Below are 22,333 nucleotides of genomic sequence, written 5' to 3' on the forward strand. Positions count from 1 at the left end.
GGGCGTACCCGCCTCGCCGGTCGTTGCGATCGGTGAGGCGGGGTCAGCCGACGCGGCGGACGTTGGTGAGGGTCAGCCCGAGGGGCGGCAGCGCTGGCATCCGGTGCAGATCCAGGGCCAGGTTCTGGACCGGCACCTCGTAGCGCATGGTGGTGGCAAGGTTGGTGACCGCCCGCTTCATCAGGTCGATGGTGATCCACTCGCCGGCGCAGCGGTGCCCGGCCCAGTGGTCGCCGCCACCCTGCGGGATCAGTTCGAACGGGTCCACCCGGCGGCCGGCGAACCGCTCCGGGCGAAACAGTTCCGGCTGCGGCCAGAGCGTCGGGTGGTGGTTGGTGCCGTAGAGGTCGAGCAGCACCCGTCGACCGCGCGGAAAGTGGTAGCCCTGCCAGTCGAAGGACCGCCGGACCCGGGCCGCCGCGATCGGGAAGAACGGGTAGTAGCGGCGTACCTCCTGGACGAACTGCTCGGTGGCCTCGTCGTCGTCACGGACCCGTTCCCGCCAGGCCGGATGGTCGTGCAGGGCGAGCGCGGCGAAGGTCAGGTACTGGTCGACGGCGACGACCGGGCGCAGCACGTTGAGCAGCTCCACCGCCGCGATCCGCCGGGGCAGGAGGTTGCCGCGCCCGTCCCGGTGTTCGGCGATGACGGCCAGGGCGCTGCCGGCTGGCGCCGGGGCGAAACCGACCCGGGTCCGTTCGATGAGGTCGGCGAGCCAGCGTTCGGTGCGGTACCGGGCGACCCGTCCGCGCCAGTGCCGGGGTCCCAGCACGGCCGGGGCCTCGATCATGGCGTGCAGCTCGACGGTGCGGCGCTCGACCTGCGACGCGGGCAGCGGCACCCCGGCCCAGGCGCAGACCACCCGGGTCAGCATTCGGCCCAGCTCGTCGTAGAGCGACACCGGGCCGGCGCCCTCCCAGGCGGCGACCCGGGTTCGCCACTCGTCGTCGAAGAGGTGACCGAGCCGCTGGATCGCCGCCGGCGTCATGATCGACATGAAGATGGCCTTGCGGTCGGAGTGCTCCGGCCCGTCCAGCCCCTGCACCCCGCCCCGACCGGTCAGGGTCCGCTGCACGCGCAGCGGCATCGCTGTGGCGCGTTGGAAGCGGTCGGTGTCGTAGAACAGCTCCGCCGCCGGCCGGCCGCGCAGGCAGATGGTCGGGGCGAGCAGGATCCGGGTCGTGAAGACGTCGCTGCCGTACCGCTCGCAGCGTTCGCCGATGAACCGGTAACCGGCGCGGAGCAGCGCGAGGGTGCTGTCCGGGCTGCGGTCGGCCGGCATGGTCGCCATCGGGTCTCCTCACGCGCAGGTGCGGCTGGTCGCCGTTTGTCAGCGCGCTTACCCCCGTCGACGCCGCTGAACCCCGCCCGGCTGGCCCCTCCCAGGGGCGGCGGAACCTGGTTTGCTGCTGGTGGGACGAGCACGGGGAGGGCGGATGCGCGACAACACATCGCCGCACTGGCGGCAGCGGCGAGCGGCCGGGGCACTCGGCGGAGGCCGCGACGGGCGGTCACTGATCGGGCCGCCGAGGCGGCCCACCCGCCCGCACCGGTTCTTCACAGTGCACCTGGGCTTCACCGCGCCCGGCCCGGCCGAGGCCCGCGAGCTGGCAGTGGCGTACGCGGAGGCGCTGAGCCTGCTCCGCTCGGAGGTGGCAATCGGTGCGGCGGCCCTGTCACCGGCGGACGCCTGGCAGCGGGCCGAGCGGCTGTTCTGCGGCGCGATCGGGCCGGACGGCGAGCGCTGCGTCGACGTGGCCGACCATCCGGGCTTCCACCACGCCCCGGGCCCGGGTGGCCTCGGCTGGGGCGACGGCGACGCTCCCGGCGATGGTTGACAACCAGTTCCGGGTGGCCGATCCGGTGGTGCGCCGGCCAGCCCGCCGGCATGGCCGTGCCGGTGTCCCGACCACGGGCACCGGCACGGCGATCCACCGCCGACGGTTCGGCGGGCACTGTCAGTCCAGGTCGAACTCGCCGTCCTGCGCGCCGGCCACGAAGGCGTCCCACTCGGCCTGGGTGAAGACCAGCACCGGCCCGTTCGGCTCGGCCGAGTTGCGCATCCCGATCAGGTCGTCGACGAAGGCAACCTCAACGGCGCTGTCGGAGGTGTCCCCCTCGGCCCGCTGCCAGACCGCCCGAGAGAGGTCGAAGTCGCCCTTGGGGTGTTGCGCCATGGTTCTTTCCTCCAGTGCCGAGGGTCGTGTGGTGACCGGGTGCCGATCCCCATCGGGCAGGATAAGCGGATGCCGAGCCTGACCCGTGTAGAGGCGACCGCGCGTGGCGCGGCGATTACTGTCGAGTCCTATCAGGTGGACCTCGACCTGACCGGTGACGGCGACCTGTTCCGCTCCCGCGTCGAGATCCGGTTCCGGGCCACCGCCGGCGCCGCGACCTTCGTCGAGGTCAAGCCCGCCAAACTGCGTGGTGTACGCCTCAACGACCGCGACCTGGATCCCGGCCTGCTCGCCGACAACCGGCTGCCGCTCGACGACCTGACCGAGGAGAACACGCTCGTCGTCGAGGCCGAGATGGCGTACTCCAAGACGGGGGAGGGGATGCACCGCTTCGTCGACCCGGCCGACGGCGAGACCTACCTCTACGCCGAGTCCTTCCTCGACAACGCGCCGCGCATCTTCGCCGCCTTCGACCAGCCCGACCTCAAGGCCCCGTTCACCCTCTCGGTCACCGCGCCGCCGCAGTGGATCGTCGCGGGCAACGCCGAGGTGGCCGCCAACCCGGCCCCCGGGCGCTGGGAGTTCGCCCCGAGCGCGCCCCTGGCCACGTACTTCTTCTCGCTGATCGCGGGGCCGTACCACGTCCGGCGGGCCGAGCACGACGGCATACCGCTGGGCATCTACTGCCGCCGGTCACTCGCCGAGCACCTGGACGCCGACGCCGAGGAGATCTTCACCATCACCCGGCAGTGCCTGGACCGGTTCCACCAGCTCTTCACCGAACGCTATCCGTTCGGCAAGTACGACCAGGCGTTCGTGCCCGAGTTCAACGCCGGCGCGATGGAGAACCCGGGCCTGGTCACCTTCCGCGACGACTACGTGTTCCGCTCGGCCGTCACCGACACCCAGCGCGAGCAGCGGGCCGGCACCATCGCCCACGAGATGGCCCACATGTGGTTCGGCGACCTGGTCACCATGCGCTGGTGGGACGACCTGTGGTTGAACGAGTCCTTCGCCGAGTACCTCGGCACCCGGGTCACCGCCGAGGCGACCCGCTTCGACCAGGCCTGGACCACCTTCGCCATGCGTCGCAAGGCCTGGGGCTACGCCGCCGACCAGCGGCCCTCCACCCACCCGATCGCCCCGCAGGAGGTCGTCGACGCCGAGGCGGGCCTGCTCAACTTCGACGGCATCTCGTACGCCAAGGGCGCCAGCGTGCTGCGGCAGCTGGTCGCGTGGCTCGGCGACGAGGCGTTCCTCGCCGGCCTGAACGCGCACTTCGCCGCACACCGCTTCGGCAACGCCACCCTCGCCGACCTGCTGACCAGCCTCTCCACCAGCAGCGGGCGGGACCTGTCCGACTGGGCCGAGCTGTGGTTGCGCCGACCGCAGGTCAACACGCTGCGTGCCGAGGTCGCCGTGGACGCCGACGGCCACTACACCGAGGTGGCGGTGGTGCAGACCGCGCCCGAGTCGTACCCGGTGCTACGCCCACACCGGATCGGCGTGGGCCGCTATTCGATGGACGGCACCGGGCGGCGCGACGAGGTGGACATCGACCCGAACGCCGACGGGGGCCGCACCGTGCTCGCTGCGCTGACCGGCGAGCCGGCGGCCCGGTTGTTGCTGCTCAACGACGGTGACCTCACCTTCGCGAAGGTACGCCTCGACCCGGCGTCGGCGGACGCCGTCCCGCAGGTGCTGCCCGGTCTGACCGACCCGCTGGCCCGGGCGATGCTCTGGCGCGAGGCACTGGACGCGGCGACCGACGGCGAGCGGCCGGTCACCGGCCTGGTCGATCTGATGGCTGCCGCGCTGCCCGCCGAGACGGAGGTGATCATCGCGGAGGACGTGCTGACGCTCAGCAGGTCCCTGGTCGACCGCTACCTCGACCCGCTGACCCGTGCCACGGCGCTGGCCAGGGTCGCCGGGACGTGCCAACGGCTGCTCGACGGCGCGCCGGCCGGGGAGTCGTTGCAGCTCGCCGCCGCACGGGGTTGGATCGCCGCGACCACCGACGCTGACCTGCTCGTCGGTTGGCTCGCCGGCCGGGACGTGCCGGCCGGGCTGAAGGTCGACGCGGAGCTGCGCTGGGCGGTGCTGCGTCGCCTTGTGGTGCTGGGCGCCGCCGGCGAGGCGGAGATCGCCATCGAGGCCGCCGCCGACAACAGCTCGACGGGCGCGGAACGGGCCGCCCACTGCCGGGCGGCGCTGCCCGACCCGGCGGCGAAGCAGGCGACCTGGGAGATCATCGTGCGGGACACCGAGCTGTCCGGTCGGCTGCTGGAGGCGATCACCGAGGGGTTCTGGCAACCCGAACAGGCCGACCTGACCGCCGCGTACGTCGATCGGTACTTCGCGGAGATGCCGGCCGCCGCGCACCGGCGTACCCCCTGGACGGCCGACCGGGTGGCCGCCCTGGCGTTCCCCCGCTACGCCGTGGCGCAGCCCACCAGGGAGGCGGCCGCGGCGCTGCTGGCCCGCGACGACCTGACCCCTGGCCTGCGCCGGGTGGTGACCGACGCCGACGACGACCTGCGTCGCGCGCTGGTCGCCCGGACGGCGGTGGCCGCCGCCTCGGCCTGACCGCTGAGCAGCGTGGCCTGACGCCGTGGGTGGCCCTGCGCGTGCTGGCCCGACGCGAGCTGGGCGCTGCGGGGTGGCTGGTCGGCCACCCCGCAGCCGCAGCTCAGCGCAGGGCGGGCTCCGCCGTGACCGGCGCGTCCCAGTCGATGACGTAGCGCTGTTCGTCGGCGACGGTCTTCTCCGGGTCCAGCACTGTGCGCACCATCAGCGGCATCAGCAACGGCATCAGCGTCCGCGCCACCGCACCGGGGGCCTTCGCGTGGTTGATCCGGGCCGCCCGGGCCGCGACCTTCTCCACCCGGGTACGACGCAACCGCACGTACGCGGCGAACGCCGCCTGGACGTCCGGCAGGTCGCGCAGGCAACGGGCGAGTTGCACAGCGCTCTCGATGGCCAGTGACGCGCCCTGCCCGGAACTGTTCGAGGGCGCGTGCGCCGCGTCGCCGACCAGCACCATCCGGCCCCGATGCCAGTGCGGCACGGGCGGCATGATCTGCAACGACCCGACAACCTGGAGGTCGTCGGCGTCGCTGGTGGCGACCAGCTCCCGGCCAGGGTCGTCGTCGCCGTAGGTGGCGCGCAGGGTGTCCAGCCACTGCTCCGCCGGCACCGCCCGGGCCTCGACGAGGCTCATCGGCCGCTGCTGCGGCAGGTTGGCCCCCCACCGGGTGCCGCCGCCGGGCTCCGGCCAGTACAGGTAGTAGCCGCGTCGGCCGAACGCGAACGTCATGGTGCCCGGCTCCGCGTCCACCTCGTGCCGGGCGACCGCCTCGAAGCCGAGCAGGCCGGTGAACCGGGGGCCGGGCGCGGTCGGGTCGATGAGCCCCCGGACCGTGGAGCGGATTCCGTCCGCGCCGACGAGGATGTCGGCGGTCGCTGTGCTGCCGTCCTCGAAGCGTGCGGTCACTCCGTCGCCGGTCTGCTCGGCGTCGACCAGCCGCTTGCCGTACGCGAACGGCACGCCCTCAGCGGATGCCTGGTCGTGCAGCACCTGGTAAAGCTCGGCGCGGTGCACCACGTGCAGCGGCGGCACCCCGGTCAGCGTGGGCATGTCGATGCGGCGGCGGCCGACGGTCAGAGCGCTGCGTTCGATCGGTGTGGCGATCGCCGTCACCGCCTCGTGCGCGCCGACCGTACGTAGGGCCGCCACGCCGTTGGGCGCGAGGGCGAGGGTGCCGCCGATGCCGCTGGCCGTGGTCGGGTACGCCTCGTAGACGGTTGCGGTGATGCCGGCGCGGCGCAGCGCGAGCGCCGTCACCGGCCCGGCGATGCCGCCGCCGATGACGATCGCGGTTCGTACAGTGGTCATGGTCTCTCCCTGGGTGTGGTCGTTGGTGCGCTGGCGCACGGACCTGGTGTGGTCGGTGCGCGGTAGCGCGGACCTGGGAGGGAGCCCGGTTATCCTCGTGGTTGCCGCTTCGGGCCGGGTGCCTTCCCAGGCGTCGGTTCGGGGTCAGGGCCCCGGTGAGGTGTTGGCGCACCTCGCCGGGGCCGCTTCTCAGCCGGTGCTGTCCGTGCTGGCCTCCGCGGTGTTGGTCGGTGGGGTGTCGGGGCTGGCCTTCGGGGTGTGCGTCTTCTCGGCCAACTCGGTCAGCTCGGCCGGCATCTCGCCGGTCTCGTGGAAGGCCCGCCAGGCGCCCAACCCGGGATAGCTGCCCGAGGTCAGCTCCGCGAGCAGTGCCCGCAGCCAGGCCACCTCCGCGTCCCGCATGGCGAGGTCGTACTCCGACTCCACCAGGAACAGCCGTGGAATCTCCCGCAGGTGCGCGTCGAGCGTCTCGCGGTCCTGACGGATCGCGGCCTCCAGCAGGTCGAGCCGTTGCCGCAGCAGGCGGGTGGCCTCGTCGGGGTGCAGCGCGGCGAGCACTGACAACCCGGCCCGGAAGCGGGGGTGCTCCGCCATGGGGGTGGAGACCAGCTCGCGGGCCCAGTCGACCAGCTCCGCCCGCCCGGCGTCGGTGATCCGGTAGACGGTGCGTTCCGGGCGTCGGCCCTCGCGCAGGCTCTCCACCGCCTCGATCAGGTGGTGTTTGTCCAGGTTGCCGATCACGGTGTAGAAGGACCCCCACTTGAACTCCATGTCCTGGTCCTTGCCCCAGGCGCGCAGTGCGGTGGCGATCTCGTACGGGTGCATCGGCCGCTGGGCCAGGGCGGACAACACGGCCAGCGCCAGCAGGTTGCCGACCTTGCGCCGCTTCGGCACTGTGACCACACCCTTCGCTCGTCAACGGTTACTCGTCAACGAATATACGCCGATGGCACAACTGCTGCGACCCTGCCTATGGCAGGGCGCCCTCGATCGACTCGGCGTTCATGAAGTCGCGCTGTCCCGGTCTGCCGGAAGGGCCGAGTTTCAGGAAGCCGAGTTGATCACCGCGGGGGCGGTTGGGCGCGCTGGAGTGAGGTGACGTACGGCGGTGCCGGGCCGGGACGGTCCGCCACGACGCTCGGCCTACGATCACTGGGTGGAGGAAGATATCCGGCGGATCGGGATCATGGGTGGCACCTTCGATCCCATCCACCACGGGCACCTCGTCGCGGCCAGCGAGGTGGCGGACCGGTTCGGCCTAGACGAGGTGGTCTTCGTGCCCACCGGGCAGCCGTGGCAGAAGGCCGACGAGCCGGTCAGCCCGGCCGAGGACCGGTACCTGATGACAGTGATCGCCACCGCCTCCAACCCTCGCTTCCAGGTCAGCCGGGTCGACATCGACCGCAGTGGGCCCACCTACACGGTCGACACACTGCGTGACCTTCAGGCCGAGTACGGCCCGAAGGTGCAGTTGTTCTTCATCACCGGCGCGGACGCCCTGCAACGCATCCTGTCCTGGAAGGACCTGGACGAGATCTTCGAGCTGGCCCACTTCGTCGGCGTGACCCGGCCCGGTTTCCCGCTGACCGACAAGCACCTTCCGGCGGATACCGTCAGTCTGATCCAGGTGCCCGCCATGTCCATCTCGTCGACCGACTGTCGCGCTCGGGTCGCCCGAGGTGAGCCGGTTTGGTACCTGGTCCCCGACGGTGTGGTGCAGTACATCGCCAAGCGGAGCCTCTATCAGCGCTGAGCGCACCCGTTATGCCCAGGTTCGTGGCGCTAACCGACCAGAACTGGACGATCGGGGTGCCGGCGCGTATGAGACGCTTGGAGGATCCCACGCTTGATCGAAGGAGAACGGTGACGATTTCCGAACGCGCTCACGAGCTGGCTATCGCGGCCGCCCAGGCCGCCGCCGACAAGAAGGCGCAGGACATCACGATCATTGACGTCGGCGACCAGCTCGCCATCACCGACGCGTTCGTGCTCGCGGCTGCCCCCAACGAGCGTCAGGTGCTGGCCATCGTCGACGCGATCGAGGAGAGCCTGCTGGAGCTGCCGGACAAGGCGAAGCCGGTGCGGCGCGAGGGCGAGCGTGGTGGCCGTTGGGTGCTGCTCGACTACGTCGACATCGTGGTGCACGTCCAGCACACCGAGGAGCGCGAGTTCTACGGGCTCGACCGCCTCTGGAAGGACTGCCCCACCATCCCGTTCGTCGACCGCGACCTGGTCGAGGCCGATGCCAGCGGGTCCGCCGCAGCCGAATGACCCGACTGATCGTCTGGCGGCACGGCAACACCGACTGGAATGCCGCCAACCGCGTCCAGGGGCAGACCGACGTACCCCTCAACGAGATTGGTCGCGACCAGGCTCGCGCCGCCGCGCCGCTGCTCGCGGCGCTGCGGCCCGACGCGATCGTGGCCAGCGACCTGAGCCGCGCCGCGGAGACCGCCGCCGCGCTCGCCGCGCTGACGGGTCTTCCGGTGCGCACCGACGCGAGGCTGCGCGAGAGGCACTTCGGTCAGTGGCAGGGTCTGCACCTCACCGAGGTCGCCGAGCGTTTTCCCGAGGAGTACGCGCGCTGGCGGGCCGGCGACCCCGACCCGGGCGCGGATCTGGAGCCCCTGCACGACCTCGGCGAGCGGGTCGGTGCCGCGCTGCGGGAAGCAGCGGACGCCGCCCCGGGCGGCACCGTGGTGATCGCCACCCACGGTGGCGGTTCCCGACAGGGCATCGGTCACCTGCTCGGCTGGGACACTGCCGTGCTCCGCACCATCGGCTCCCTGGCCAACTGCCACTGGAGCGAGCTGCGGCACGACGACCGCGCGCCGGTGGTCGGCCGTCCGCAGGACGTCAGTGGCTGGCAGTTGCGGGCGCACAACGTCGGCCTGGTCACCGCTCCGGTGGCCGCCGACGCGATCTGACCGCTCGCGCTTCGGCGTTGGGGGTCTCGATCGGCTAGCGTGCCGGGCATGCCCGTCGCGGTTGTCATCGACTCCACCGCCTACCTTCCGCCCGAGCTGGTGCAGGCGCACCGGCTGACCGTTGTGCCGTTGACCGTCGTGCTCAACGGCGCGGAAGGGCTGGAGGGGGTGGAGACCCAGCCGGCCGACGCGACAGCGGCGCTGAGCGCCCGCCGGGTCACGGCGACCACCTCCCGCCCGGCACCCGAGCAGTTCGCCCGCACGTACCGCCGACTGCTCGACGCCGGCGCCGACGGCGTCGTCTCGGTGCACATCTCCGCCGCGCTGTCCGGCACCGTGGAGGCCGCCCGGCTGGCCGCCGCCGACCTGGACGGCCGGGTCGAGGTCGTGGACAGCCGATCGGCGGGCATGGGCCTGGGCTTTCCGGCCGTCGCCGCCGCCACCGCCGCCGAGGCCGGCGCCGACCTTGCCGCTGTACGCGACGCGGCGCTCGGCGCCATCGCCCGCACCACCGTCTGGTTCTACGTCGACACGCTGGAGTTCCTTCGCCGGGGCGGCCGGATCAACGCGGCCGAGGCGTTGGTCGGCACCGCGCTGTCCGTCAAGCCGATCATGCACATGCCGGATGGGGCGATAGTGCTGCGGGAGAAGGTCCGCACCGCCAGCCGGGGAGTTGCCCGTCTGGTGGACCTGGCTGTCGAGGCGGCCGACGGCGACGACGTGGATCTCGGGGTGCACCACCTGGCCGCACCCCAACGGGCCGAGGCGTTGCGCGCCGCGCTGACCGAGCGGTTCGGTGACCGGCTGCACGACACGTACGTCTCCGAGGCGGGTGCCGTCGTCGCCGCGCACGCCGGGCCGGGCCTGGCCTGCGTGGTCGTCCACCGCCGAGCGGAGGGTTGAGCCGGTGCACACGTCGTGCGTGGTGACCGGCGGCGGTCGCGGTGTCGGCCGGGCTGTGGTGGAACGGCTGGTGGCGACCGGCGCCACCATCGTCGTTTTGGAACGCGACGCCGACGCGGTCGACTGGTTGGCCGACCATCCGGCCGCCGATCGGCTCGTCGCGGTGGTCGGTGACGCCGCCGACGAGCAGGTCGCGGAGCGCGCCGCCGAGCTGGCGGACCACGCCGCACCGCTGGCCGGCTGGGTGAACAACGCGGCGGTGTTCCGCGACGCCGCACTGCACTCCGCGTCGGCCGACACGGTGCTGGACCTGATCGGGCTGAACCTGCGCCCAGCCGTGGTCGGCGCCGCGGTCGCCGTCCGCCGCTTCCTGGCCCGCGCTGCCGGCGGCGCGATCGTCAACGTCTCGTCGCACCAGGCCCGTCGACCGGTGTCCGGTGCCCTGCCGTACGCGACGGCGAAGGCCGCAGTGGAAGGGCTGACCCGGGCGCTGGCCGTCGAGTACGGGCGGCACGGCATCCGCGCCAACGCTGTCGCGCTCGGCTCGATCGCCACCGAGCGGCACGCCGAATTCCTCGCCACGCAGGAGCCCACCCAGGCGCAGTGGATCGACGCCGAGCTGACCCGGCTGCACCCGGTGGGTCGCATCGGGCGGGCCGAGGAGGTGGCCGAGGCGGTCGCGTACCTGCTGTCGCCCGCGGCGAGCTTCGTCAACGGGGTGACACTGCCGGTGGACGGCGGCCGGGCCGTACTCGGCCTCGACCCAGAGGCCCGCTGACCGCCTGGATCGCTCGCCTTCTAGCTGTCGGCGACGAAGACGCCCTGGCCCTGCTGACCGTAGATCAGGTTCTGTTCGTGCAGCTCCTTGACGGCTCGATAGGCCGTGGAGCGTGCCACGTTGTACAGCTCACCGATCTCGGACACCGATGGCAGTTGTTGGCCAGGCGAGTATTCGCCCGACCGGATCTTCTGCTCGATGTCATCCGCCACGCGGCGGTAGTGCGGTGGTCTCGTCGGCATGAGCGGCTCTCCCGGACTTCAGCGGAGATCATGTTTCCAGCCCGGGCGTGATCGGGACAAGGCGGCAACGCGGCAAAGTGGAGATAGTGAGAACCTGACTACAGTGAGACAGTGGATACAGTGAGACAGTGGCCGGGTGCTCCTGGACTTCAGCACTCCTGAGGTATCCGGTCTGCCCGCCCTGAGGGAGCGCATCGCAACGACTCGGCCCCAGGGCGGGCTCCTTCGGACCGCGCGGAGGCGCCGAACATGCCAATCGATGAACCGGTGTCCACGGCGACCGAACTGTTCATGGCCAAGCGGGTGCTGGATGCTCACTGGACCCGGGCGCTCGACCGGCCGTGGCGGGCGGGTGCCTGGAGTGCCGAGGACACAGCGACTGCCGACAACTCGACTGGGCGTTGGCGCTCATCGCAGAAGTGGCCTCGGTCATGCTCCAGAAACGGTGAGCGGTCGGCTCCGAGCCGCTGTGTTAGCCTCCGTGCGCGCCCCAGATGGGCCTACCCCCGGAGGTTCTGGCTACTTCAGCCACCACGCCGAGATCGATGCGACATACGCGTCTCTCGTGCGGGATCCGGGGCGTCGGTGCCCTCGGGGCTTCGTCATCCGCGTGGCTGGGTGAACGCTGTTGGGCCTCCGGTCGGGTCTTCGGATCGACCGGGAAGAAGACGGTACGGATGACAGTCACGTTCAACCACACCATCATCGCCAGCAAGGACAAGAGCGCCTCTGCCGCGTTCTACCGGGAGCTGTTCGAGCTGCCGGAGGCGCCGTCGTGGGGGCCGTTCGCCAACGTCCAGCTGGACGAGGGTGTGCTGCTCCAGTTCGCCGAGCCGCCGGTGGACATCCAGATGCAGCACTACGCGTTCCTCGTCGACGACGAGATGTTCGTGCGGTGCCTGGCGTTCGTCGAGGGACGTGGCATCACGTACTGGGCCGACCCGCAGCTGAAGCGGAAGGGGGAGACCAACGCCGAGCACGGTGGCCGGGGCTTCTACTTCTTCGACCCGGCCGGCCACGCGATCGAGATCATCACCCGGCCGTACCTGTAGCAGGCCCTCGGCCGGTGGGGCGCTGTTGTCCCACCGGCCGTCAGTCTCGCTGCTGAGCCTCGTGGGTGTTGCCGACAACAGCGGACGGTCAGGCGGGCGCGGACAGGTCGAGGAGGTCGCGGGCACCCTGCCGGAGCAGGGCGGCGGCGACGGAGGTCCCGAGGGTGATCGGATCCGCCGCCCATTCGTGTACGTCGAGCACTGTCTTGCCGTCGAGGCTGATCACCCTTGCCCGTAGGCCGAGGCGTCCGTCGGATTCGGTGCGGGCGAGCGCAGCGATGGGGGAGTGACAGTTCCCCTGCAGGATGTGCAGCATGGTCCGTTCCGCCACGGTCTCCCGCCAGGCCCGTGGGTCGCCGAGGCTGATTGCCAGGTCGCGGGTGCTGGTGTCGTCTTCCCGGCATTGCAGGACCAGGGTGCCGGAGCCGACGGCCGGGACCATCGTGTCGACGTCGATCGGGTGGGTGATGCGGGCGGCCTGCCCGATCCGCTCCAACCCGGAGCAGGCGAGCAGCAGCGCGTCGTACCTGTCCCCGGCGTCGAGTTTGGCGAGCCTGCTGTTCGCGTTGCCCCGGATGGCCACCGGCACCAGGCTCGGCCAGTGCAGCGCCAGCTGCGCCACCCGCCGGACGGCGGAGGTGCCGATGCGGGTGCCAGGGGGCAGTTGGTCGACCTGCAGCCCGCCCGGGTGCACGAGGCAGTCCCGGACGTCGTCACGGGCCAGGTAGGCGGCCATCACAGTGCCGGCTGGCGCCGGCCGGTCTCCGGGTACGTCCTTGACGCAGTGCACCACCAGGTCCACATCCCCGGCGATCAGGGCGGCGTCCACCTCCTTGGTGAACGCCCCCTTGCCGCCCAGGGCGGCCAGGTCACCGTGCCAGCGGTCCCCGCTTGTCGACATCGACAGCACGTCCACAGTGACCTCGGGGTGCCGCTCGGCGAGCATCGCGCGGACCCGCTCGACCTGGGCGAGAGCCATCGGAGAGTTGCGGGTGCCGATGCGCAGCAGGCGGGAGTCGGACATACCGCCGAGGGTAGTCCGCTCGATGCGGGCGTCCGCGACCAGACCGGCCGCCCAGGCCACGCGCCGTAGTTCGACCCCGCATAGCAGATCGGAGCGTGATCAGGCCGTTGTCCACAGTGGCGGTGGTTGTCCACAGGACAGCTCCCGTCACCTCCACCGTCCCGGCCGCCGCCATAGCGTCGCGCTGTGTCGCACGACGAGGAGACAGAGGTACGCCAGCGCCTGCGCCGGCTGACGGAGGCGGCTGTCGCGCCGCCGCCCCGGCCGGAGGCGCCGTTCACGGGCGTACCCCCGTCGTCCCTGGTCGGCGCGCAGCCCGCGACCGAGCTGGTCGCGAAGTTGGCTTCGGACGGCCTCGCGGTCCCGTCCGAGTCACGGTTGCCCGGGCCCGGGGCGTTCGACCCTGGGCGGCGCGGTGTGCGGGCGTTGGCGGTGGTCGCCGTGGTGGTGGTAGTGGGTGCGGCAGGTTGGGCCTGGCAGGCCCGGCCGCAGTCGGAGCCGGTCGCCCCGCTGGCCAGCGACGCCGCGTCGGCCCCGCCGGCGGGTGACCCCAGCATGTCCAGCTCCGGCGAGGTGGTGGTGGCGGTCGCGGGCAAGGTCCGAAAACCCGGTTTGGTACGCCTGCCCGCCGGGTCCCGGCTCGCCGACGCGGTGCAGGCGGCCGGCGGCGCGCTGCCCGGGGTCGACGTGGCGCTGCTCAACCCCGCCCGCAAGGTGACCGATGGTGAGCTGATAGTGGTCGGGGTGACGCCACCGCCGGTGCCGGGCGGTGCGGCCGGGCCCGCAGCGGGCGGTGCGGCACCCGCCGCCGGGCCGCTGAACCTCAACACCGCGACGCTGGCACAGCTCGACGCGCTGCCGGGGGTGGGGCCGGTGCTCGCCCAACGGATCCTCACCCATCGAGACCAGCACGGCGGGTTCAAGTCCGTTGGCGACCTACGCCAGGTCGACGGGATCGGCGATGCCCGTTACGAACAGCTCAAGGATCTGGTGACGGTGTGAGCGGGTCCGCCATCGCCGCTGGCCCTTCGCCGGCCGGTAGGGCTCGGCCCGAGCCGCTGGCCAACACGCCACTGGTTGGCCGGGCCCGGTCGGAGCCACCGGATCTGCGACTGGCTGGGCTCGCCGTGGCGGCCTGGCTGACGGCGCTCGCCGGCCTGCACCTCGGCAGCCGCACCACGCTGCTGGTGGCCGGCGCAGCGACCGGTCTGACGGCAATCGGTGCCGTGCACCTGCTCGGCCGCCTCGGCAGTCCCCGAGCCGTGGTGCGGCGCTACGGGTGGGTGGCCGTGGCGGTCGGCCTCGGTGTGGTCTGCGGTGGTGCGGCCACCGCCGCCCGGCTCGCCGTTCGCGACGCGCCGGCGATCCGTACCCTCGCCGAGCAACGCGCTCCGATCACCGCCGACCTGGTCGTCCGGGACGACCCGCGTCCGATCCGGAGCGCCGGGCGGCCGGGAATGCTGCTGGTGTCGTCCGAGTTGGTCCGGCTCACCGGCCCGGACGGTCGGCGGATCCACGCGTCGGTGCGGCTGCTCGTCCTGGCGACCGATCCGGCGTGGCGGGGCCTGTTGCCCGGGCAGCGCCTCACCGTCGACGGCCGGCTCGGTGTTCCGCGGGGCGGCGACCTCACCGCTGCGGTTCTCAGCACCAACGGTCCACCGCAGCGGCACGGCGCGCCGTCCTGGGCGCAGCGCGCCGCCGGGACGCTGCGTACCGGCCTGCAACGGGCCTGCGCGCCGCTGCCCGACGACCCCGGCGGGCTGCTGCCCGGTCTGGTGGTGGGCGACACCAGCCGACTTCCACAGGCCGTCGAGGCGGACTTCCAGGCCACCGGGATGACACACCTCAACGCGGTCTCCGGCTCCAACGTCGCGATCGTGGTGGGCGCGGTGCTGTTGCTGGCCCGGTGGTCGCGCGCCGGCCCGTGGCTCGCCGCCGCGCTGTGTGCTGTGGCGCTGGTGGGGTTCGTCATTCTGGTTCGCCCGTCACCGAGCGTCGTACGGGCAGCCACGATGGGAGCGATCGGGCTGGCCGCGCTCGCCGCCGGTCGACCTCGGGCGGCGCTGCCCGCGCTGGCCGCCGCCGTGACAGTGCTGGTGCTCGTCGACCCCGAGTTGGCCGGGGACCCCGGCTTCGCCCTCTCCGTGCTGGCCACCGGTGGCCTGTTGCTGCTCGCGCCGCGCTGGCGGGACGGGTTGCGTCGGCGAGGTGTCCCGCCCGGGCTGGCCGAGGCGTTGGCAGTGCCGGCGGCCGCCCAACTTGCCTGCGGTCCGGTCGTCGCCGGGATCTCCGGCACTGTGAGCCTGGTGGCGGTACCGGCGAACCTGCTGGCGGTGCCGGCCATCGCGCCAGCGACAGTGCTGGGCGTGCTGGCGGCCTTGGTGTCGCCGATCTGGCCGGCCGGTGCCGAGTTCGTCGCGTGGCTGGCGAGTTGGCCGGCCTGGTGGCTGGTGGTCATCGCCCGCCAGGGCGCTCGACTGCCAGGTGGCACTCTGCCGTGGCCGGGCGGCGTGCCCGGTGCCCTGCTGCTGACCGGGCTGACCGTCGCGTTGCTGATCGCGGTTCGCCGGCCACCCGTACGCCGGCTGGTGGCGGTGGTGGGGGTTGCCGCAGTGCTGGGTGCCCTGCCGGTTCGGTTGGTGGCCGCCGGCTGGCCGCCCGCCGGGTGGGTGGTGGTGGCCTGCGCGGTGGGGCAGGGCGACGCGCTGGTGCTCCCGGTCGACCCCGGCCGGGCCGTGGTGGTGGACGCCGGGCCGGAACCGGGTGCGGTGGACGGTTGCCTACGTCGGCTCGGCATACGGGAGGTGCCCCTGCTGGTGATCAGCCATTTCCACGCTGACCACGTGGGCGGGGTGGCCGGGGTGTTCCGGGGGCGGAGGGTGGGTGCCGTGCTGACGCCGTCGTCCACCGACCCGGAGAGCGGCCGGGACCTGGTTCGGGCGGCGGCCAACGGCGGGCGGGCCGCGCTGCTGACCACGGCGGCCGGCGCCCGTCATCCCGTGGGCGGGGTCGACCTGCTGGTGCTCGGCCCGCCGTACCCGCTGGCCGGGACCAGGTCCGACCCGAACAACAACTCGCTGGTGCTGCGCGCCACGGTGGCCGGGGTACGGATCCTGCTGGCCGGCGACGCGGAGACCGAGGAGCAGCACGCGATGGTGGCGCGGGCGGCACCCGGCCAGTTGCTGGCGGACGTGTTGAAGGTCGCGCACCACGGGTCGGCGTACCAGGATCAGGGCTTCCTCGACGCGGTGCGGCCGACGGTGGCGCTCGTGCCGGTGGGCACGGGCAACACCTACGGGCACCCGAGTCCGGGGCTGCTCGCCCAACTGGGCAGGGGCGGCGTGCGGGTGCTGCGTACGGACACGGACGGCGACGTGGCGGCGGTCCGAACGGGTGACGGTCTGGCGGTGGCCCGTCGAGGTGTGCCCGCTGGCCGCCAGCCCTGACCCATTGGCCGACGAGTTTCCTGGATCCCGTGTGGATCAAGTCGGACGGCTTCCTCTGACCCCGCCTGGAACCATGAACAGGTCTCCGGTTATTCGGGCGACTTGCGGATTAAACGAAGAATTGAGTTGGATGTCTGGATTTGCGCTGTGTGCGGGCTGCGCCGATCAAGCAGCGAATGAGCAGGCACGATCCCGCCGCAGGCCGTGCGAATATGGGCGGCGTGACCCCCGCCAGCCTCGCCCCCATTCTGCTCGTCCTCGGTGACGAGGAACTGCTCGCCACGCGCGCGGTCACCGAGGCTGTCGCGAAGGTTCGCAGTGTGGACCCCGAGGTGGACGTCCGCGAGTACCAGGCCAGCGCGCTCACCGTCGGCGAGATCGCCGAGATGCTCAGCCCCTCGCTGTTCGGCGGGCGGCGGCTGCTGATCCTGCGTTCCGGCCAGGACGCCCGCAAGGACCTGGTCGCCGCGCTGCTGGCGTACGCGAAGAATCCCGACCCCGAGGTCCAGCTGCTGGTGCTGCACCTGGGCGGTGCCAAGGGCAAGGCGTTCGCCGACGGTCTGCGGACGGCGGGCGCGACGGTGGTCCCGGCGGCGAAGCTCAAGGGGCACCGCGACCGGGTGGCCTTCGTCCGCGACGAGATTCGCCGGGCCGGCGGAAAGTGCACCGACGATGCCGCCGAGGCGCTCATCGCCGCGGTCGGCAACGACATGCGTGAGCTGGCCGCCGCCTGCTCCCAACTGGTCGCCGACACCGATGGGCGGATCAGCGCCGAGACGGTCTCCCGTTACTACCGGGGCCGGGTCGAGGTGACCGGCTTCACGGTGGCGGACGCCACAATGGTCGGCGACGTGCCGGCGGCGCTCGAGGCACTGCGCTGGGCCCTGCACGTCGGGGTCGACCCGGTGCCCATCGCCGACGCCCTGGCCGACGGGGTGCGCACTGTGGCCCGGGTGGCATCGGCCGGACGAGGTAACGCGTACCAGCTCGCCAGCAGCCTCGGAATGCCCGCCTGGAAGATCGAACGGGCGCAGCGGCAGGGGCGGGGCTGGACGCCGGAGGGCCTGGTCCGGGCCATGCAGGTCGCCGCCGAGTGCAACGCGGCCGTCAAGGGTGGCTCCGATGACCGGGCGTACGCCCTGGAGCGCGCCGTCTTCTCGGTCGCCGCGGCCCGGCAGGGCAGCGCCAGGTGACGGGGGCGAACCGCCCAGCGTGGGCCACCATTCCCGTGGACGAGGAGCGTTACCGGCCGCTCTACGCCCGGCTCCTCGGCCTGCGGTTCGTCAACCCCGGCGGTGTGCTGTGCTTCCTCTTCTTCGAGGGTGCCATCGCCCTGGCGGTGCTTCTCGCCCTCGCCGAGCTGGTCAGCTGGTGGGCGGTGCTGGTGCTGCCGGTCGTGGTGGCCGCCATGGTGAAGCTCAACGACATGGTGGCCGCGGTCGTGGTCCGCTCCGCCGCGCTCGTGCCCGAGCAGGAGCGGGACCGGTTTCGCCGACAGATGGAACCGGTGGTCGGCCGAGCCCGGGTGGAGTGGGTCTCGCACAGCGTTCCCGGCGTGGTGATCACCGCCGACCCGGTGCCGCCGCCCCGGCGGGCCAACCCGTCAGACTGAGCGCCGACCCCGTCGGGGCCTGCGCACAGAACGGCCGGGCCGGATGGACACGGCCGGCCTGTGGACACACGGAAGCCCCGGGCCGAGGCCCGGGGCTTTCCGAATCAGTCTGACGGTGAAGTCGTCAGACGGAGAGTGACACCACGCGCTTCGCGATCGCGGACTTGCGGTTCGCGGCCTGGTTGGAGTGGATCACGCCCTTGCTGACGGCCTTGTCCAGCTTGCGCGAGGCGTCCAGCATGAGCGCGGTCGCCTTCTCGACGTCACCGGCCTCGGCAGCCTCGTGGAACTTCCGGACGGCGGTCTTCAGCGACGACTTGACCGACTTGTTGCGCAGCCGGGCCTTCTCGTTCTGCCGGTTGCGCTTGATCTGGGACTTGATGTTCGCCACGCGACAGCCTCGTCTTGATAGCTCGGGTTGGTCAGCTTATTGCGCGTGATGACGAACATGCGTCATCGCTGCGCGAAGAGCCAGGTTACCAGGTCGCCGGGGACGAGCCAAAACGGCTCGGCCTTCGCGCGGACGGACCCGGCCCGTCGGGGACCAGGTTACGCCCTCGGCCAGGGCGGCGGCTCACCGCCAACCCTGGCGGCAGGCCAGCCAGTCGAGCGACTGCTCGCCGCTCCACCGCTGGTGGGCGGGCAGGTGCGGTGAGGCCGTCGGCGGTGGCGCCGCAGCGCCGGTGAGGTAGTAGCCGGCCAGCGCCGCGAGTGTCGCGTCCAACGCGTCCGGGGGCGCGCCGGCGGTGGTCGGGTGCGCGGCGAAGAGCCGGTCCGCGTCCAGCCCGCTGGCGTACGCGGTGAGCAGCAGGCCGGCCAGGTCGAACCAGGCCGGCCCGGAGCAGACCCAGGTCCAGTCGCAGAACCAGGCTCGGCCGTCCGAGTCGATCAACACGTTGTCGACCCGCAGGTCGCCGTGGATCAGGCCGGTCGCCCCGGCGGCGTACCGGGGGAGGAGGGATTCCAACTCCACAAGCTCGGGCAGTCGGCCCAGCAGCGGCGCGGGCAGCTGTGGGGTCGGCTCGCGACCGGCGGCGACCTCCTCCCACCAGAGGATGTCCGACCGGGCCAGGTCGGCCAGGTGCGGCAGGCCGAGCGCTGTCAGCTCGGCCGGCGGGTCGGCCAGGGCGGCGGCGACCTCCGCGTACCCGACGAGGGTCGCGTCCAACTCGGTGGGCGTCCAGGGCAGGCGCGGGGTGTGCCCGTCGACGGCGTCGGTGCACAGCACGAACCAGCCGGCTTCGGACATGGTCCACCGGGGGCGGGGCGCCGGCAGGTCCGCCGGCAGCCGGTCGAGGATCGCGGCCTCTCGGGCGTACCAGTCGACCAGATGCGGTTGCTCGGCGGCGGGTGCGGCCTTGACGAAGGCCCGACCGCCGTCGGCGGTGTCGAGCACGGCGGCGAACCCGCGGGTGAAGCCCGCGCCCGCGAGCCGGGCGGTGACCACCGGCGCGCCGAGCCGTTCGGCGACCGCGGCCCGCAGCGCCGCCGGCAAGGCCGGCCACGACGGGCGCAGGGCGCTCGCGTGGTACGGCACCGGCGGCAGCAGGGAAGGGGACATGCCACCATGCTGCCCCGGGCTACGTGCGCGACGCACGGCGACACTGCCAGACTGCCAAGCCATGAGGACCGAGGACTTCTGGAAGCTGATCGACGAGGCGCGGGCCGGCGGCGGGGGTGAGCCCGGCCCGGTCGCCGCGCGGGCCGTGGCGCTGCTCGCCGAGCGCGACCCGGAGGACATCATCGGGTACGCGCGGCACCAGACGCGGGTGCTGGCCGCCTCGCACAAGGCGGATCTGTGGGGTGCGGCGTACCTGATCAACGGTGGTGCCTCGGCTGACGGCTTCGAACACTTCCGGGGCTGGCTGATGGCACAGGGTCGGGCCGTCTTCGCCCGCGCGGTCGCCGAACCGGACTCGCTGGCCGAACTGCCCCAGGTGCGGGCGGCCTCGCTCAGCGGCGAGGAGTTCTCCGCCGAGCGGATGCTCTCGGTGCCCTGGGACGCGTACCGCAAGGCCACAGCTACCGAACTGCCGGCGGACCGCGACCCGGTGCGGACACCGGACCTCAACGACTTCTGGGACTTCGACGACGAGGACGAGGCACGTCGGCGGCTGCCCCGGCTGGCCGCGCTCTTCGTCGAGCCGCCGATGGAGTGAGGGGTCCTCGGACCGTTCCATCGCCCGCGCAGTGGGCGCACCCCGGCGGCGTGGGAACATAGAGGGGGTCGGCGGCGCGCCGGCCTGTTCACGTCAGCCGACCAGAACGGACCGCTGTGCCACCGAAGCTCGATCCCGGCGCGAACGCCCCTGGTGCCACCGACCCCGGTCGCATCCGGAACTTCGGCATCATCGCCCACATCGACCACGGGAAGTCGACCCTGGCCGACCGGATGCTGCAGCTCACCGGCGTGGTCGACCCGCGGCAGATGCGCGCGCAGTACCTGGACCGGATGGACATCGAGCGCGAGCGCGGCATCACCATCAAGAGCCAGGCCGTCCGCATGCCGTGGACCATCCGCGAGGGTGAGCGGGCCGGTGAGCAAGCGGTGCTCAACATGATCGACACCCCGGGGCACGTGGACTTCACCTACGAGGTGTCCCGGTCGCTGGCCGCCTGCGAGGGTGCCGTGCTGCTTGTCGACGCTGCGCAGGGCATCGAGGCGCAGACCCTGGCCAACCTCTACCTGGCTCTCGAGAACGACCTGCGCATCATCCCGGTGCTCAACAAGATCGACCTGCCGGCCGCGCAGCCGGAGAAGTACGCCGAGGAGCTGGCCCACCTGATCGGCGGTGACCCCGCCGACTGCATCCGGGTCTCCGGCAAGACCGGCGAGGGCGTTCCGTACCTGCTCGACGAGATCGTCCGGCAGTTCATCCCACCGGTCGGTGACGCCGTGGCGCCCGCCCGGGCGATGATCTTCGATTCGGTGTACGACGTCTACCGGGGCGTCGTCACGTACGTCCGGGTCATCGACGGGCGGATCAGCGCCCGCGACCGGATCAAGATGATGTCCACCGGTGCGGTGCACGAGCTGCTGGAGATCGGTGTCATCTCACCCGAGATGGTCAAGGCCGAGGCGCTCGGCGTCGGCGAGGTGGGCTACCTGATCACCGGTGTGAAGGACGTCCGCCAGTCCCGGGTCGGTGACACGGTCACCATCAACAGCCGGCCGGCGGCCGAGGCGTTGGGTGGCTACAAGGACCCGAAGCCGATGGTCTACTCCGGCCTCTACCCGATCGACGGGTCCGACTACCCGAACCTGCGTGAGGCTCTGGACAAGCTCAAGCTCAACGACGCCGCCCTGGACTACGAGCCGGAGACCTCCGGCGCGCTCGGCTTCGGCTTCCGCTGCGGCTTCCTCGGCCTGCTCCACCTGGAGATCATCCGGGAGCGGCTGGAGCGCGAGTACAACCTCGACCTGATCTCCACCGCGCCCAACGTCGTCTACCGGGCGATCACCGACGACGGCGAGGAGATCGTCGTCACCAACCCGAGCGAGTACCCCACCGGCAAGATCGCCGAGGTGTACGAGCCGGTGGTCCGGGCCACAGTGCTGACGCCCAACGACTACGTGGGCGCGGTCATGGAGCTGTGTCAGGGCCGGCGCGGCAACCTGCTGGGTATGGACTACCTCTCCGCCGACCGGGTGGAGCTGCGCTACACGCTGCCGCTCGCAGAGATCATCTACGACTTCTTCGACCAGCTGAAGAGCCGTACCAAGGGCTACGCCTCGCTCGACTACGAGCCCACCACCGAGCAGGCGTCCGACCTGGTGAAGGTGGACATCCTGCTGCACGGCGAGCCGGTGGACGCGTTCAGCGCCATCGTGCACAAGGACAAGGCGTACAACTACGGCGTCACCATCGCCGCCAAGCTGCGCACCCTGATCCCGCGTCAGCAGTTCGAGGTGCCGATCCAGGCGGCCATCGGCAGCCGGATCATCGCCCGGGAGACCATCCGGGCGATCCGCAAGGACGTGCTGGCCAAGTGCTACGGCGGCGACATCAGCCGTAAGCGCAAGCTGCTGGAGAAGCAAAAGGAAGGCAAGAAGCGGATGAAGATGGTCGGCCGGGTCGAGGTGCCGCAGGAGGCCTTCATCGCCGCCCTCTCCTCCGACTCCGGTGACGGCAAGGCCGCCGGCAAGAAGTAGTTCGCGCCGCCGTACGCGCCCGGGTGCCATCCGCACCCGGGCGCGTCGCGTTTCCGGGTGTGCCTGGCGAGTGTGAGCACCCTGGCGTGGAAATTTTTTCGGTCGCTCTCGTGGGGTCGGCGGG

General features: G+C 72.0%; 22 protein-coding genes. 14 read left to right on the plus strand and 8 right to left on the minus strand.

Features of this window, described 5'->3' with window-relative positions; genetic code table 11:
• Positions 1-43: 43 nt before the first annotated feature.
• Positions 44-1,291, minus strand: a complete 1,248-nt coding sequence (locus tag NIE79_RS11115) for a cytochrome P450 (RefSeq protein ID WP_238678474.1) — start codon at positions 1,289-1,291, stop codon at positions 44-46.
• 145 nt (positions 1,292-1,436) lie between these two features.
• On the opposite strand from NIE79_RS11115, the gene NIE79_RS11120 reads away from it, so the two are divergent.
• Positions 1,437-1,838, plus strand: coding sequence for a hypothetical protein (locus NIE79_RS11120; protein WP_238678475.1), 402 nt, complete (start codon positions 1,437-1,439; stop codon positions 1,836-1,838).
• 120 nt (positions 1,839-1,958) lie between these two features.
• On the opposite strand, the gene NIE79_RS11125 is transcribed toward NIE79_RS11120, so the two are convergent.
• Entirely contained in the window at positions 1,959-2,177 is a 219-nt protein-coding gene (locus NIE79_RS11125) for a DUF397 domain-containing protein (protein ID WP_124817462.1), read from the minus strand.
• 69 nt (positions 2,178-2,246) lie between these two features.
• Between NIE79_RS11125 and pepN the strand changes: the two genes are divergently transcribed.
• Positions 2,247-4,763 carry an aminopeptidase N gene (pepN, locus tag NIE79_RS11130; protein WP_238678476.1) on the plus strand — a complete coding sequence of 839 codons (2,517 nt, stop codon included), beginning with the start codon at positions 2,247-2,249 and terminating at the stop codon, positions 4,761-4,763.
• 103 nt (positions 4,764-4,866) lie between these two features.
• On the opposite strand, the gene NIE79_RS11135 is transcribed toward pepN, so the two are convergent.
• Both NIE79_RS11135 and NIE79_RS11140 read right to left on the minus strand, forming a co-directional pair.
• Entirely contained in the window at positions 4,867-6,072 is a 1,206-nt protein-coding gene (locus tag NIE79_RS11135; RefSeq protein WP_238678477.1) for an FAD-dependent monooxygenase, read from the minus strand.
• Positions 6,073-6,261: 189 nt separating this feature from the next.
• Positions 6,262-6,966, minus strand: coding sequence for a PadR family transcriptional regulator (locus tag NIE79_RS11140; protein ID WP_238678478.1), 705 nt, complete (start codon positions 6,964-6,966; stop codon positions 6,262-6,264).
• 262 nt (positions 6,967-7,228) lie between these two features.
• Here NIE79_RS11140 and nadD point away from each other — a divergent pair, with 262 nt between their 5' ends.
• From nadD to NIE79_RS11165, 5 genes are all read left to right on the plus strand, one after another.
• Entirely contained in the window at positions 7,229-7,825 is a 597-nt protein-coding gene (gene nadD, locus NIE79_RS11145) for a nicotinate-nucleotide adenylyltransferase (protein WP_124817466.1), read from the plus strand.
• 110 nt (positions 7,826-7,935) lie between these two features.
• Positions 7,936-8,343 carry a ribosome silencing factor gene (rsfS, locus tag NIE79_RS11150; RefSeq protein WP_210785344.1) on the plus strand — a complete coding sequence of 136 codons (408 nt, stop codon included), beginning with the start codon at positions 7,936-7,938 and terminating at the stop codon, positions 8,341-8,343.
• A complete protein-coding gene (locus NIE79_RS11155) occupies positions 8,340-8,999 on the plus strand; it encodes a histidine phosphatase family protein (RefSeq protein ID WP_238678479.1) in 660 nt (219 codons plus the stop codon). Before rsfS ends, NIE79_RS11155 begins: the two co-directional genes overlap by 4 nt.
• Positions 9,000-9,047: 48 nt before the next feature.
• A complete protein-coding gene (locus NIE79_RS11160; protein ID WP_238678480.1) occupies positions 9,048-9,902 on the plus strand; it encodes a DegV family protein in 855 nt (284 codons plus the stop codon).
• Positions 9,903-9,906: 4 nt separating this feature from the next.
• Positions 9,907-10,680: an SDR family NAD(P)-dependent oxidoreductase gene (locus NIE79_RS11165; protein WP_238678481.1), complete on the plus strand. Its 774-nt coding sequence runs from the start codon at positions 9,907-9,909 to the stop codon at positions 10,678-10,680.
• A 20-nt stretch (positions 10,681-10,700) separates the two neighbouring features.
• Here the strand turns inward: NIE79_RS11165 and NIE79_RS11170 are convergent, their stop codons facing one another.
• Complete coding sequence (locus NIE79_RS11170) at positions 10,701-10,922, minus strand: GntR family transcriptional regulator (RefSeq protein WP_238678482.1); 222 nt, start codon at positions 10,920-10,922, stop codon at positions 10,701-10,703.
• Between the two features lie 677 nt (positions 10,923-11,599).
• Here NIE79_RS11170 and NIE79_RS11175 point away from each other — a divergent pair.
• Entirely contained in the window at positions 11,600-11,974 is a 375-nt protein-coding gene (locus NIE79_RS11175; RefSeq protein ID WP_238678483.1) for a VOC family protein, read from the plus strand.
• An 88-nt stretch (positions 11,975-12,062) separates the two neighbouring features.
• Here the strand turns inward: NIE79_RS11175 and hemC are convergent, their stop codons facing one another.
• Positions 12,063-12,998, minus strand: a complete 936-nt coding sequence (gene hemC, locus NIE79_RS11180) for a hydroxymethylbilane synthase (RefSeq protein WP_238678484.1) — start codon at positions 12,996-12,998, stop codon at positions 12,063-12,065.
• A gap of 186 nt (positions 12,999-13,184) precedes the next feature.
• Here hemC and NIE79_RS11185 point away from each other — a divergent pair, with 186 nt between their 5' ends.
• The 4 genes from NIE79_RS11185 to NIE79_RS11200 all read left to right on the plus strand — a co-directional run bounded on the left by NIE79_RS11185 (position 13,185) and on the right by NIE79_RS11200 (position 18,056).
• Positions 13,185-14,000 carry a ComEA family DNA-binding protein gene (locus tag NIE79_RS11185; RefSeq protein ID WP_238678485.1) on the plus strand — a complete coding sequence of 272 codons (816 nt, stop codon included), beginning with the start codon at positions 13,185-13,187 and terminating at the stop codon, positions 13,998-14,000.
• A 56-nt stretch (positions 14,001-14,056) separates the two neighbouring features.
• The gene (locus NIE79_RS11190) at positions 14,057-16,444 is read left to right on the plus strand and encodes a ComEC/Rec2 family competence protein (RefSeq protein ID WP_238678613.1); all 2,388 of its coding nucleotides are present in this window, start codon (positions 14,057-14,059) and stop codon (positions 16,442-16,444) included.
• Between the two features lie 212 nt (positions 16,445-16,656).
• Entirely contained in the window at positions 16,657-17,637 is a 981-nt protein-coding gene (gene holA / locus NIE79_RS11195; RefSeq protein WP_238678614.1) for a DNA polymerase III subunit delta, read from the plus strand.
• Entirely contained in the window at positions 17,634-18,056 is a 423-nt protein-coding gene (locus NIE79_RS11200; protein ID WP_238678486.1) for a hypothetical protein, read from the plus strand. The genes holA and NIE79_RS11200 overlap by 4 nt, the downstream gene beginning before the upstream one ends.
• A gap of 124 nt (positions 18,057-18,180) precedes the next feature.
• Here the strand turns inward: NIE79_RS11200 and rpsT are convergent, their stop codons facing one another.
• Entirely contained in the window at positions 18,181-18,447 is a 267-nt protein-coding gene (rpsT, locus tag NIE79_RS11205; protein WP_196929927.1) for a 30S ribosomal protein S20, read from the minus strand.
• 183 nt (positions 18,448-18,630) lie between these two features.
• Positions 18,631-19,617 (minus strand): phosphotransferase family protein, encoded by a 987-nt coding sequence (locus NIE79_RS11210; RefSeq protein WP_238678487.1) that lies wholly within the window; start codon positions 19,615-19,617, stop codon positions 18,631-18,633.
• Positions 19,618-19,678: 61 nt separating this feature from the next.
• On the opposite strand from NIE79_RS11210, the gene NIE79_RS11215 reads away from it, so the two are divergent.
• Positions 19,679-20,215, plus strand: a complete 537-nt coding sequence (locus NIE79_RS11215) for a DUF4240 domain-containing protein (RefSeq protein ID WP_238678488.1) — start codon at positions 19,679-19,681, stop codon at positions 20,213-20,215.
• A 116-nt stretch (positions 20,216-20,331) separates the two neighbouring features.
• A complete protein-coding gene (gene lepA, locus NIE79_RS11220) occupies positions 20,332-22,209 on the plus strand; it encodes a translation elongation factor 4 (RefSeq protein ID WP_238678489.1) in 1,878 nt (625 codons plus the stop codon).
• The last annotated feature ends 124 nt before the right edge of the window (positions 22,210-22,333 follow it).

The organism is Micromonospora trifolii, from assembly GCF_022229005.1.
GTDB classification, from domain to species: domain Bacteria; phylum Actinomycetota; class Actinomycetes; order Mycobacteriales; family Micromonosporaceae; genus Micromonospora; species Micromonospora trifolii.

Bases quoted from the DNA above. Each gene is read 5' to 3' on its own strand.
- NIE79_RS11115 (WP_238678474.1), bottom strand. From the start codon at position 1,291: ATGGCGACCATGCCGGCCGACCGCAGCCCGGACAGCACCCTCGCGCTG.
- NIE79_RS11120 (WP_238678475.1), top strand. From the start codon at position 1,437: ATGCGCGACAACACATCGCCGCACTGGCGGCAGCGGCGAGCGGCCGGG.
- NIE79_RS11125 (WP_124817462.1), bottom strand. From the start codon at position 2,177: ATGGCGCAACACCCCAAGGGCGACTTCGACCTCTCTCGGGCGGTCTGG.
- pepN (WP_238678476.1), top strand. From the start codon at position 2,247: ATGCCGAGCCTGACCCGTGTAGAGGCGACCGCGCGTGGCGCGGCGATT.
- NIE79_RS11135 (WP_238678477.1), bottom strand. From the start codon at position 6,072: ATGACCACTGTACGAACCGCGATCGTCATCGGCGGCGGCATCGCCGGG.
- NIE79_RS11155 (WP_238678479.1), top strand. From the start codon at position 8,340: ATGACCCGACTGATCGTCTGGCGGCACGGCAACACCGACTGGAATGCC.
- NIE79_RS11160 (WP_238678480.1), top strand. From the start codon at position 9,048: ATGCCCGTCGCGGTTGTCATCGACTCCACCGCCTACCTTCCGCCCGAG.
- NIE79_RS11170 (WP_238678482.1), bottom strand. From the start codon at position 10,922: ATGCCGACGAGACCACCGCACTACCGCCGCGTGGCGGATGACATCGAG.
- NIE79_RS11175 (WP_238678483.1), top strand. From the start codon at position 11,600: ATGACAGTCACGTTCAACCACACCATCATCGCCAGCAAGGACAAGAGC.
- hemC (WP_238678484.1), bottom strand. From the start codon at position 12,998: ATGTCCGACTCCCGCCTGCTGCGCATCGGCACCCGCAACTCTCCGATG.
- holA (WP_238678614.1), top strand. From the start codon at position 16,657: ATGGGCGGCGTGACCCCCGCCAGCCTCGCCCCCATTCTGCTCGTCCTC.
- NIE79_RS11210 (WP_238678487.1), bottom strand. From the start codon at position 19,617: ATGTCCCCTTCCCTGCTGCCGCCGGTGCCGTACCACGCGAGCGCCCTG.
- NIE79_RS11215 (WP_238678488.1), top strand. From the start codon at position 19,679: ATGAGGACCGAGGACTTCTGGAAGCTGATCGACGAGGCGCGGGCCGGC.